The organism is Candidatus Poribacteria bacterium, assembly GCA_021295715.1.
Taxonomy (GTDB): domain Bacteria; phylum Poribacteria; class WGA-4E; order WGA-4E; family WGA-3G; genus WGA-3G.
The window spans coordinates 1-12675 of record JAGWBV010000089.1; the positions used below are offsets into that span (position 1 = coordinate 1).

Consider the following 12675-nt stretch of genomic DNA (forward strand, 5'->3'; position numbering starts at 1 on the left):
TCAAGAATGGGATCTGTATAATCTTCAATAACTTCTTTCATTTCAAATGTCTCAATGTAGACTTTCAGTTTATTTTTTATATAATATACCATGAAGTACTGTTTCTTTCAAATCAAATTCTGTACCTATTGGTGTCCAACTATCTCAGTTCAGGTCCCGGATTCCGATTCCATTTGGTCGGTTCAACGTCGCCTTTACAGACTGGTGCGAGTTCGGCAATACGCGCCCATTCTGTGTCCGACCAAGCGAGGCTCTGCCGGAGTCTACCGATATGTGCCTGCATTTCCGCGGGTAACAACGCAAAAAATGGATGATACCAGAGCGTAATTACGGTCCGCCGTTCATTTGATTGATTGCCATGTGAAGCGTGTAGGAGGCGAGAATCACCGATAACCAAGTCTCCTGCTTTCACGGGTATGTCGATCTCACCCTGAACGCGCTGATACGCCGGATGATCAGGATCCTCCACGCGTTGTAATGACGCTCCATGGGCATTGGGTAGTATATCATGCAGTGGGTGCCGATTCAGATGCGATCCCTTGACCACACGGAGGCACCCGTTATACGGCGTTGTGTCAACCAAATAGTACATGAGGAACAGTTGTTGCGGCAATGCCGTGTAGCTGCACGGGTCGTTCCAACCCCACCAGTCTTGATGCCAAAATAGAGCCGGACTTTGTGGCGGTTTACTGATGACATACCCCGACGACCATTTCGGTCTCAAAAATCCCAAAGCGTCAAGAGCCTGTAATGTCCGTGGGTAAACGACGAGTTCAGCGAACAGTGGATGCATATACACACTAATCATGCTACCAGAGGAGCGATGGGCAGCACGTTCATCTTCCGTTTGTGCATCAAGCAGTTCATCGGTTACTGTCCGAAGTTGCGTAAGCATCTCTTCTTTCAAGACATCCTCAACGACACAGTAACCGTCAGCGATCAATTGATCGTATTTTTCTTTCGGTTTTTCGACTTTCATAACACCAACCTTTGATAATCTCTAATATTCTAACTGGAAGGAACCCAGTGTCTGCTGTTGCTATTACTTTTTCGCCACTACAGAAAATCCATCGTCTTCTGGCTGGAAGTCTTCTATCCGACGTTTCTTGTAGAAATGGTAATCCGTAAATCCTGCCGCTACAAGACAGTCTTTGAGTTCGTCAGAAGAGAGGCACTTAACAAAATAGTCACACTTATACTGTTTCTGTGTTTCTAAATCTATTTTAAGCCAAATGCATTTCGTCCCATCGTTACTTTCGTCATATTCTTGATTTTGCAAGACAAACACGTTTTCTTTAATTTCACTCCAAGTCGCCTGCGGGAATCGCTGTTTTTTGATTGATTGATTTGCATGAACAAAATAGAGCCTACCATCAGGCGTGAGTGCTTTATGGATTCGCTTTAAGAGCGACACCAATCCCTCTTTGGAACGATAAAAAAATGAGCCCTCGAAGAAAATAACAGAAAACTTTTCTTCAAAACGCATTTCATTGTAATCACCAAGAATAAATTCAATTTCTAAATTCTCGGTTTGTGTGATCTTTTGTGCTTCAGCAAGAAAGTTCGGGGACAGGTCCATGCCGACAACATGATAGCCGTGCTGTGCGAATGCGCGCGAATAACTTCCTATGCCGCAACCCGCTTCTAATATTATGTCATTTTTAGATAGCCGTAGCACCTCTTCATAGAAATGGAAGTGTTTTTTTACAAATTCCGGTGCCTCGAAATTGTAACTGGCATGTTCAAGATACCATCCATCATATACCTCATGCCCAAAATCAGTTTTAATCAATTCACAAGGGAGATCGTGCATTTTCTCTCCTAAGATGTGTGTTAGTAAGTTTTTAGTGCGTCAGAAATTTTAGAAAGGTTTACTTGTGACAAACAACTATGGAATACAGTTGAATAGTTAGGTGAAGGACAGCGCAGTCGTTGTGGTGTGCATTTTGCGTTACTGATTAAATCACATTCACAGACAGATGTCAAGCGAATTTCAGTACATTCCCCAAAATTGAAACCATTTCTCCTAAGCCAAATGCTCCTGACCTTGACTTTTTTCCCAGATGTGCTATCATTGCATCTATGGTAATTAAATCAATCAAATTGTAAGCCGATAGGAGGAGAAAATGCCGAACACTGTAAGCCGACAAATTCGCCTTAAGAATCGAATCGTCGGTATGCCCAAAGAAAGTGATTTTGAAATCGTTGAGGCGACGCTCCCTGAACCCACAGCAGGAGAGGTGTTAGTTGAAAACCTTTACACGTCAGTAGACCCGTATATGCGCGGTGGTATGCGGTCGGCTGAACTCGGTAAACCTTTAGAAGGTAGGTGCGCCGGTCGGATAGTGGAATCGAACAGTGACAAGTTTCAAGTTGGAGATTATGTGACGGGTATGCAGGGGTGGCGGGACCACTACGTCGCGTCGGCAGAAAGCGTGACCGCCGTCGATCTGACGATTGCACCGCTCCAGTCGTTTTTGGGTGCTGTCGGTATGCCTGGACGGACCGCCTACTTCGGGTTTCTGGAGATAGGTCAACCCAAGGCAGGGGAAACGGTTTTTGTCTCCGCAGCAGCAGGCGCGGTGGGTTCGATTGTATGCCAGATTGCCAAAATCAAAGAGTGCCGAGTTGTGGCGAGTGCGGGTTCCGACCAGAAAGTCGCATGGCTGCTGGAAACAGCAGGTGTTGACGCGGCTTTTAACTATAAAAATGTTGATGACTTAGAGGCAGAACTCAGAAAACACTGTCCGGATGGACTTGACATCTACTTTGAAAACGTCGGAGGTAGACATCTACAAGCCGCGCTCGCAGTAATGAATATGCACGGACGTATCCCACTGTGCGGTATGATCTCCCAATACAACGATATTGAACCGACCCCAGGTCCGACAAACCTCAGCTCTGCCATCGGTAAACGGATTAGATTACAAGGGTTTATTGTCACTGACTTCATGGAGCGCAACCCTGAATTCTACAGTGATATGCGGCAGTGGATATCCGAAGGCAAGATACAGTGGGAAGAAACAATTGTAGAAGGGTTAGAGAATGCACCAAAGGCGTTCATCGCGCTTTTCACAGGTGTAAAACTCGGTAAGATAGTTGTCAAAGTTTAGCGATTTGTTGAGGGTGCCTTGGCAAAATGGCAGTCAGCGGTCAGCACAGAGATTTCCACTAAACGAGAATTTCTTAACTGATGGCTGATAGCCGATAGCCGATAGCCGTAAAAAAAGGAGTTCATAATGGGAACCAGAACAGCACGTGCTACCGTGATGAGTGGCAAAGATTTTGAAATCCGAGAGTACCCGATCGTTGATCCTGCTCCCGGTACAGTCCTCGTCCGTCAGGAGTTAGGTGGTATTTGTGGTACCGACCTTCACAACTGGGAATTTCAACGTATCAATCACGACATTATCCTTGGACACGAGAACGTCGGTGTGATTGAAACTTTAGGAGAAGGGGTTGAGACAGACTACCTCGGCAACCCGGTGAAAGAGGGGGATAGGATCGCACTTTCTCCAAGCGGGGGGCTCGGCTTCTCTCCGTCGGAAGAAGCACCATATCTGCGCGGCGGTTTCAGTGAGTACATCTACCTTTCAAACCCGTCGACAAATATGTTTATTAAAACCGATCTGCCACCGGAAATTGCTGTGCTCGCGGAACCTGCCTCGTGTGCTGCACACTGTGTGTCACGCGGCAAAATCGAGTTCGGGGACACGGTTGTAATTCAAGGAACCGGTCCCATCGGTTTGCTTGCGCTTAATTGGGCAAGAGTCTCTGGTGCCGGTAGACTGATCGTCGTCGGTGGACCTCCAGGAAGGCTTGAGATGGCGAAGAGGTTAGGCGCGGATCTTACGATTGATATCGCCGAAGTGCCGGATCCGGAAGAACGGAAACGGATTGTCCGAGAAAACACACCACAAGGCAACGGTGCAGATGTCGTCTACGAATGCACTGGTTTCCTCGCCGCTATTCCCGAAGGTTTGGACTATATCAGGCATAGCGGAGCCTATGTTGTATATGGACACTTTGTAGATGTTGGTTCTTTTGATTGTAATCCGAATCAGATGTTAATGCGTAAGAACCTCCGACTGGAAGCCGGGTGGGGATTTGAGAGGAAGCATTTTATCCGTGCTATACCGATGCTTGAGAAACATGCTTCACTCTTTGAAGGTTTTGTCAGCCACGTTCTGCCCTTAGAAGATGTGTCTAAAGGGTTCGACGCGCTGCACGGCAGTTACCACTTGGACGGAAAGGACGCGATTAAGATCGCTGTCGAAGGTGGTGTTGCCTAAAACATCGGACCGTTCACTGAGACATAGGCGCGGTTGAAACCGCGCCTATGACTTTTTCAGGCAATTGCTTCTTCTTCAACATCTTTCAGAAAGACGCGGGCATTGTTCTGCAGAGCTGACCTGTGAACAGCCGCCTCAAAAAGCAATTCGTTCCATGCCGCTTCACCATCTGCAGGAAACGGTGTATCGGCGTGCATTGCCTTAATCACACCATCAGCCATCCGTTTAAACGACTCCGGCATCTCTGGGCTGTCTGCCTCAGCTTCCCAGACTTCCTCTATTTCGGAACTATTCGCTTTTCGGCGGGAGTAAGAGCCTTCCAATCCTTTTGCCTCCGCATAAAATTCATCACCAAGGACCTTAACTCGAAGGGGGTGATCGTCGTAGCCCCACAAGTTTGTGCCGCTCAGGGAACCGATGACACCATTCTCCCAGCCGATATGAATTAAACGGCCCCAACCTCCAGCTTCGTTCGGATTTCCGACAACACTCACCCATTCCGGTCTGCCTACGGTCCAGAGAATCTGATCGATGACATGTGACCAACAGTTGAAATGGGCGCGGGCGTGTACCATCCGGATCTCACCCAACCGATTTTCGGCAACATCATCGTGGAGTTTACGGAAATGGTGCATAAATCGGTAGTTGAAATCGATGCCGAACTTAAGATTAGAGTCGCGCCATGTTGCAATAGCGGGTGCTGCGATTCGGAGGTCTTCTTCACGCAACCGAGCTTGTCCTTCCAATCCACAGAGGGGTTTCTCTGTGAATACATTTCGTCCTGCTTCGAGCAATTGCCGCAACGGTGGGATACGCCGGGTCTCATTGACAATGAGAAGCATGAGTTCCGCGTCACAGTTTGCTAAGAGGTCCTCAATTGTTGAATACCCGGGAACACCGAATTGTTCCGCTGCCTTCGCGAGGAGTTCTGGGTCCATATCGCACACCGCGACCACTTCCGCGTCCCGATGGCTGTGGAAGTTCCCGCCGTGCATCAACCCCATACCTCTACCGCTAATAAGTGCACATTTTTGCATAACTAAATCCTTTCTGTTCACCAATCCTTCGATTTAAGGTTTGCCCATGTTGTCGCTAACTTCCCTTCAGGTTGGACGGCAAGACCGTGCGGATCAAAATTTTCCGCGAAGATCTCTTCTTCATGTTCAGGCGTAGCAACGATCACATTATCAACACCATAAATACCAAATTTCCAGCAATCAAAACTAATGTTTCCTGACTTGTAAGTGTCGTCCTTGATTTCCCACTCAGCGACCTGTATCTTTTTTTTCTCAGTGACATCCCATATATGAATGGTCACCCGCTTTTCCTGCGTCATTAACGCTGCTTTGAGTATAAAGTGGTCAGATGTCGCATTGTAATTAGACGATGCTGGCCCACCCTTCGCTGGAAAAGGTTGCCAAGCATTAACAGGTCCATCTTTATTCGTTGTTACTTTGACACTGTTGCGCCCCCACCAGCGCATCCAATAAGAACCATCTGGTGTCTGTCGGAGTGCTCCGCCACCATCACCCTGTCCACTCCATTCAATGATGAACCATTCGTAATAGATGATGACATCGCTGAAAACTGCTAAAGACCGGAGGCTCACGTAGTCTCCACCAGATTTCTTCTGGTTTAAGTAGAGGATACCGTCTTTCGGATAGACAAATTTGGGATGACCCGTTTGCCATTTAGAAGTTAAATCCAGTTCGCCCTCAAAATCTTCCTGCAACAAGATTTCCCCTGCCGTATCAGAGGCACCAAAAACAAGTATCGTCAGAATCAAGGCACATCCAATTAGGTGCGTCATTCTTTAAACTCCTTTGTTACGATCCATCAGAATTACTGAGACGAGGCGAAATTCACTGACCTAAGTGATGTTAAAACTAATCAGGGCAGTATACCAGACAGGATAAAATACCTCAAGAAAAAACGTCGCTATAGACATACTAAAATAGGTTTGATGTGTCCCGATTTCTCTTGCCACTTCTCTCCTAACCTGCTATACTCTGATACCGTATTCTACGCTTGAAATAACGATCTTCTGAATAGCAAGTTTTCGAGGAGAGCTCACAGCCAATGGACCCAGCAATCACAATTGACGACCTTCATAAACATATCGGAAATGCGCGTGAATTGCGAGAATATCTCTCAGCAGATCCACACCGTCCACGTTATCATCTACTCCCTCCTGATGGGTTTTTTAACGATGCAAACTGCACCATTTTTTGGAATGGACGATACCATGTCTTTTATCTTGGACGAATGCCAAATCCAAATGCAGACGAGTGGCTGCCAGTGCTCGATCACTCCTCCAGTTGCGATTTGGTGCATTGGATACACCATCCACCGGCAATAAAACCTGCTACTGACGGGTCAATGCCACGCGGCATATACAGCGGAGATGCTATTGAAAACGCACCGCTTCCAACCTTTATCTATCACGTGCCGAATCAAGGAACCTGCATCGCAACCAGCGATGACGACGATTTGATTCACTGGAACCCTTCACCCGCAAACCCGGTCATTCCGATGCCAGATGAGCCGCAAGAGTACCACGTTTTTGATCCGTGTGCATGGTATGAAAATGGTACCTATTATGCACTCATAGGCAACAAAAACAGTCGACCGGGATACGAAGGCGACGCGACCAGTCTTTTCCGTTCGGACGACTGCATCCAGTGGGAGTACCTCGGTCCGTTCTACACATCTTCGCGACGTTGGACGGATGAGGTAGAAGATTGTGCCTGTCCCGATTTCTTTCCGCTTGGTGATAAATATATGCTCCTGATGCACGGGCATCGTCCTTACGGTATGGCACATTATTACCTCGGACGTTACGAAGATGAGCAGTTCTATCCTGAAACATATGGGCGGATGAACTGGCAAGGCGGACAACTCTCTGGACCCGAAACGCTTCTTGACGATAAGGGGCGACGTATCTTTTTCGGTTGGATTCGCGAAGCCCGTCCGTGGGAGAAATACGGTTGGGCTTCTGTGATGACGTTGCCGCGGATCCTATCGTTGCGTGAAGACGAAAGTCTTTGTATCGAACCCGTTCCAGAACTCGAAAAACTCCGCACTCAGCATCACCACCGAGATAAAACCCGACTTGAGGCAGATACGGAGATCGATCTTGAAGATGTAAACGGCGATTGTCTTGAAATACTGGTCGAAATTGATCCAAGCGGTGCTACAGAATTCGGTGTGAAGGTTCGCTGCTCTCCTGATGGTGAGGAGGAAACCACTATTTTGTATTCGACATCCGACGAATTCCTTAAGATTGATCTCACGAAGTCAACTTTGGATGACGAAGTAAAATATCCGCGCCTAACACCACAAGATGAAGACGGTGGAGATCGTTATACAACTTCGCAGGAGGCACCCTTTAAACTGATTAGCGAGGAACCTCTGAAACTCCATATCTTTTTAGACCGATCAGTGATGGAAGTTTTTGCTAACAGTCGGTTGTGCCTGACCCAGCGTATCTATCCAACGCGAGCAGACAGCCTCGGTGTCTCAATTTTCGCACGTGGTGGTGAGGCGACTTTAGTCAGTTTAGACGCATGGACAATGACACCAACGGTGGGGTAATCGTAGGCGGACGTTTGCCAGTTTTTGCAACGAATAGGAGGTTGTAGTTAAAAAATGGAATCCCAACAACTCCGTAGAATCGGTTTTATTGGACTCGGAAACATGGGTGGACGGATGGCGAAGAATCTTCACAATGCCGGGTATCCGCTCATCGGATATGATATTGATGCCGCAAAATGCGCAGCACTCGCTGCGACAGGAGCAACTGCCGGGCAAGATGCCGCCGAGGTCGTCAAAAATAGCGATGTCGTCATGACCAGTTTGCGTTCCTCTGATATTTTTTCCAGTGTCGCAGAACAACGCCTGATCCCTAATGCTCGCGCCAGTCAGGTCTTTATTGATTTAGGCACGACAGAAGTGGAAAAAACGCGGGATATGGCGACAATATTTGCCGAAAGGGGAGCCACCCTTGTAGATGCCCCGGTAAGCGGCGGACCACAGGGATCGGAAACGGGGACACTCCGTATTTTTGTTGGCGGCGATGCAGCGACAGTCGAAAGATGCCGCCCAATTTTAGAAGTCCTCGGGGAACCGAAATACGTTGTATACTGCGGTCCGAGCGGTTGTGGTCAGATCGTTAAAGGCGTGAATCAATTGGCGATGGGACTCGGTGACGCGGCCTTCATGGAGGCAATGGCGTTCGGCGTCTGTGCAGGTGTGGATCCGACTGCGATTCGCGAAGCAGTTGGTATGGGTGATGGTTGGCGTGGACAATTCGACAGGATCGCCAAACGCATCATTGATGGAGACGGTGGGACACTCGTCATCAAATACCCGGAATTGCCCTATTTCCTCGCGGCTGCAGAAGCCTCCGGATTTGAAATTCCATTAACGGAAGCACTCTACGAATTCTGTAAAAAAGGGAATTACGAGATGTTTGACAATATGAATCGTCCGTCACGGTCTTTTTGGCGGACATTGACTGAGGATTCGGACACGGAACAGGATTAGCCTGCATCAAAAACTTGTGACATTTCAACTTGTAATAACGCTAACAGTTCCTTTTTCAGACGAATGAGGGAGACATCCGTGATGCTCCGCGGACGGGGTAACGGAACAGGAAGCTCTGCTTTTAGCGTTGCGGGTCTGGCTGTTAGCACATAGATTTTATCCGCGAGTAGAAGTGCCTCCTCAACGTCGTGGGTGATGAGGAGCACGGTCTGTCTGTCTTTTGCCCAGATGTCGAGTAGAATAGACTGCATGACGGTGCGAGTCATTGCATCCAGCGCGCCGAAAGGTTCGTCTAAAAGCAGAATTTCCTTACGAAAGAGGAGCGTTCGGACAAGCGCGACGCGTTGCCGCATCCCTCCTGAAAGTTGCATCGGATAACTATTTTCAAATCCGCTTAATCCGAGTTGTGCTAAACGCTGTTGTGCCTCCGCCTTCGCGGGGTCAAGTGGTTCGTTGTGAATTTCTGGTCCGATGAGTACGTTCCTAAGGACTGTCCGCCACGGTAAAAGGAGGTCTTTCTGCTGCATGTAGGCGAAATCTCCGGTATTGCCATAGATGTGCTCACCGTTGAGGTAAATTCCCCCGGTATCTGGGACAAGAAGCCCAGAGATGATATTAAAAAGTGTGCTTTTGCCACACCCAGAAGGACCCAACAAAGCGACAAACTGCCCATCATCAACAGAGAGATTCAAACTATCCAGTACCCGCAATGAGGTGTTCTTCTGATCAAAGGTTTGTGTTAAATTCTTTACCTCTAATCTTCTCATAAGTCTACAAGAATTATTGCTAACGTCGGGAGGCACGCTGACGGAAAAATTGGATAAGTGGTTTCACATACGGTTCGTCTGTTCTGATATGAATAGAATCCACTTGATTTGCCCTGAAAACGTGTCGCCGTTCCGCATCGGCACGCCGATTCAGTTCCGTATAGAGGTGTCGTGCTGCCTCGGAGCTTGTATCAATAATGACTGTCTCTCCGCTCTCCGCGTCTTCCAGTTCTATGAGTCCGACATCCGGCAATTCCACCTCGCGTCTGTCCTGTAAGGTAATAGCAATAAGCGAGTGCCGTTTATTGCTCAAGCGTACCTGCTTTTCGTACCCCGTATCCTTGAAATCTGAGATGAGGAACACAGTGCTGTGCGGTTTGAGAACACGATCGACGAACGCCAACGTTGTTTCAATATTTGTCCCGGACTGTTTCGGCTGAAAATGGAGAATATCTCGAACAACGCGTAAGACGTGCCTTTTCCCCTTACGTGGCGCGACGAAATGCTCAACTGTGTCTGTAAAACAGATAAGCCCAACTTTGTCGTTATTTTTGATGGCAGAAAAGGCGAGGAGTGCTGCTATCTCGGCAGCGATTTCCGCTTTCGTCTCAGCGATACTGCCGAAACTGGTCGAGGCACTCATATCCACAACCAACATTATCACGAGTTCACGCTCTTCTACGTACTGCTTGATGTAGGCTTGTCCCATGCGTGCGGTGACATTCCAATCGATCGTACGAATCTCATCACCTACCTGATACTCCCGAACCTCATCGAAGGTAATCCCCTGTCCTTTGAAGACGCTTTCATACTCCCCCGCGAAGACAGAGTTAACGAGGCGATTGGTAAATATTTCGATACGTTGGATTTTTTTCAGTATCTCTTTTTCGTTCATTAAATGGTTGTCGATTATCGGTTCTCAGTCATTGGTTAAGAAAGATACACAGAATTAGACGCAAAAACGAAGCCTGCAACAATACACAGAAATCCGCAGAAATACACAGAAACACCCTATCAAATACCCCAAGCAAATACCCCAAGCAAAAACACGCAGGCGACTCTTGAGAATAAACCGTCAAAATCCTAACCCGTGTTGCTTCTCCGCAAGGTAAAATTAAAAAAGGAAAATGCTTGCTTAACTCACTGAACGCTATTATACTATCAGATTAGAGAAGGGAAATCAACGCCTTTTTTGGCTATAACAAAGCCATCTAATTTTCGATTCTCTATGTCTCTGAAACTGTAAGCGGCTGCCACATAGCCAGTAATCTTTTACGTGCCCCTATAGACTTAATCAGAAAATAGTGATCTGACCAACGGTCGGGTCATAGCAACGTCATAGTTAAAAATATGCAGCACATTTTTTTGGATAACACCGCAATTGAAATCCATCGTGAAATCCAAACCGGGAATATTCGTCATGTTGTCTTCGATTTTGACGGGACAATCTCCCTCATCCGAGACGGTTGGCAGAATGTGATGGTCCCGATGATGGTTGAATGTCTTCAAATGGAAACGGATACCACAGAAACACAGGAACAACTCGAAGCAATCGTCGTTGAATTTGTGGACAGACTGACAGGTAAGCAGACGATCTATCAGATGATCCAGTTAAGCGAAGAAATCGAGAAACGTGGCGGGACCCCGAAAGAGCCACTTGCCTATAAAGACGAATATAACCGCCGATTGCTACCCGTCGTTGAGGAACGGATTGCGGGACTCGCCGCGGGAACACTGTCTGCGGATCCGCTCCGTGTGCCGATGTCGCTCGAATTTCTCCAAAGCCTGCGCGAGACGGGGATCAACTGCTATCTCGCCAGCGGCACGGATGTCGAATTCGTTAAAAACGAAGCGGTACTCCTCGGTGTTGCCGAATCCTTTGACGGTGGCATCTTCGGGGCATTACGGGAATATAAGAAGTTTTCCAAAGCCATGATCATCCAAAAAATCATCACGGATTTTAAACTCAATGGCAGCGAATTGCTGATCGTTGGAGACGGCTATGTAGAGATCGAAAACGCTAAAGAGGTGGGAGCCATCGCGGTGGGTGTCGCGTCTGTAGAAGGCAATATATACAATATGAACGCCGATAAGCGGGAACGTCTGATTCGTGCTGGCGCGGACATCATTATCCCTGATTTCCGCGAAGGCGATCAGTTGTTAGACTATCTATTTAATTGATCGGTGTTCATAAATAAAATAACGTGAGCTTGATAAAAGTGGAATGTCGGGTTTCGCTACCGGTATTGAGACGGAAAGTGTCTTGAAAACGGTATATTTCTCCACATTCTGCGATTTTTTCGGTGTATTTACCGCTCTACCTGGGGGAAACACCCAAGCAAAAACACCTACAGATTTATTTTCAAACTGGCGTTAAAATAGATTCAGGAACTCTAAGATAAGCATTTAAGTTCGTAGTAGGGTGATTCATCGCCCGTCGCAAAGCACAAATGCGCGGTCTTTTCGTCTACAAACAGAAGTTATGCACCACCCACTTTTAATTAACCTATAGAATTTATCCCACAAACATACCACGAGGAGCACGCTATGCCAAACTATGCCAAAGCGTCCGTTCATCCTTCAGAACTACGCGAATTCCAAGACAACCAGACGGGCGCGCACATCTATCAACTCACAAACGACACTTCTATTAACCATAACCTCTACTTCCTGACATCTTCGTTCACTCCCGACCAAGGACACCTCATTTTTACCTCCTACCGTTCAGGAACACCCAACTTTTTCAAACTGGAATTCCCCAGTGGCGACATTGTGCAGTTAACGGATGCCGATGACATCCACGGCTACTCCGGTGTGATCTCCAAAGACGGTACCGAACTCTTTTACACCCAATCAGACGCAATAAAGGCGATCCATCTCGATACCCTTGAGGAACGCGTGCTTGCAGAATTCCCCGGTGGAGGTCTCGGTGAGTGCAGCGTCAGTGCAGACGAAGGGTATATCGTAACGGCGATGAAGCGCGACGACACATCGCATATCACCGTAACCGCTACCGATGGCAGCGGCGGCGAGGTCATCTACACCTCCCCGAATCAGACGATTATCCATCC

The 12675-nt window shown here is 47.6% G+C and carries 12 protein-coding genes; 6 read left to right on the forward strand and 6 right to left on the reverse strand.

What is annotated here, in order from left to right:
- Positions 1 to 139 precede the first annotated feature (139 nt).
- On the reverse strand, positions 140 to 979 hold the full coding sequence (locus J4G07_18555; protein MCE2415988.1) for a phytanoyl-CoA dioxygenase family protein: 840 nt from the start codon (positions 977 to 979) through the stop codon (positions 140 to 142).
- 63 nt (positions 980 to 1042) lie between these two features.
- Complete coding sequence (locus J4G07_18560; GenBank protein MCE2415989.1) at positions 1043 to 1813, reverse strand: class I SAM-dependent methyltransferase; 771 nt, start codon at positions 1811 to 1813, stop codon at positions 1043 to 1045.
- A gap of 313 nt (positions 1814 to 2126) precedes the next feature.
- Between J4G07_18560 and J4G07_18565 the strand changes: the two genes are divergently transcribed.
- Positions 2127 to 3113: an NADP-dependent oxidoreductase gene (locus J4G07_18565; protein MCE2415990.1), complete on the forward strand. Its 987-nt coding sequence runs from the start codon at positions 2127 to 2129 to the stop codon at positions 3111 to 3113.
- A gap of 126 nt (positions 3114 to 3239) precedes the next feature.
- Complete coding sequence (locus tag J4G07_18570) at positions 3240 to 4292, forward strand: zinc-binding dehydrogenase (GenBank protein MCE2415991.1); 1053 nt, start codon at positions 3240 to 3242, stop codon at positions 4290 to 4292.
- Positions 4293 to 4348: 56 nt separating this feature from the next.
- Here the strand turns inward: J4G07_18570 and J4G07_18575 are convergent, their stop codons facing one another.
- Complete coding sequence (locus tag J4G07_18575) at positions 4349 to 5329, reverse strand: Gfo/Idh/MocA family oxidoreductase (protein MCE2415992.1); 981 nt, start codon at positions 5327 to 5329, stop codon at positions 4349 to 4351.
- Positions 5330 to 5346: 17 nt separating this feature from the next.
- Positions 5347 to 6102, reverse strand: a complete 756-nt coding sequence (locus tag J4G07_18580; protein MCE2415993.1) for a hypothetical protein — start codon at positions 6100 to 6102, stop codon at positions 5347 to 5349.
- 269 nt (positions 6103 to 6371) lie between these two features.
- On the opposite strand from J4G07_18580, the gene J4G07_18585 reads away from it, so the two are divergent.
- The gene (locus tag J4G07_18585; protein MCE2415994.1) at positions 6372 to 7886 is read left to right on the forward strand and encodes a glycoside hydrolase family 32 protein; all 1515 of its coding nucleotides are present in this window, start codon (positions 6372 to 6374) and stop codon (positions 7884 to 7886) included.
- A gap of 54 nt (positions 7887 to 7940) precedes the next feature.
- The gene (locus J4G07_18590; GenBank protein MCE2415995.1) at positions 7941 to 8837 is read left to right on the forward strand and encodes an NAD(P)-dependent oxidoreductase; all 897 of its coding nucleotides are present in this window, start codon (positions 7941 to 7943) and stop codon (positions 8835 to 8837) included.
- Here the strand turns inward: J4G07_18590 and J4G07_18595 are convergent.
- Both J4G07_18595 and J4G07_18600 read right to left on the reverse strand, forming a co-directional pair.
- Entirely contained in the window at positions 8834 to 9604 is a 771-nt protein-coding gene (locus J4G07_18595; GenBank protein ID MCE2415996.1) for an ABC transporter ATP-binding protein, read from the reverse strand. The two genes, J4G07_18590 and J4G07_18595, sit on opposite strands and share 4 nt — an antisense overlap.
- Positions 9605 to 9623: 19 nt before the next feature.
- Positions 9624 to 10499 carry a DUF58 domain-containing protein gene (locus J4G07_18600; protein ID MCE2415997.1) on the reverse strand — a complete coding sequence of 292 codons (876 nt, stop codon included), beginning with the start codon at positions 10497 to 10499 and terminating at the stop codon, positions 9624 to 9626.
- Positions 10500 to 10954: 455 nt separating this feature from the next.
- Between J4G07_18600 and J4G07_18605 the strand changes: the two genes are divergently transcribed.
- Both J4G07_18605 and J4G07_18610 read left to right on the forward strand, forming a co-directional pair.
- Positions 10955 to 11785, forward strand: coding sequence for an HAD family hydrolase (locus J4G07_18605; protein ID MCE2415998.1), 831 nt, complete (start codon positions 10955 to 10957; stop codon positions 11783 to 11785).
- Between the two features lie 366 nt (positions 11786 to 12151).
- A partial coding sequence (locus J4G07_18610) for a hypothetical protein (GenBank protein ID MCE2415999.1) occupies positions 12152 to 12675 on the forward strand: 524 nt, incomplete at its 3' end.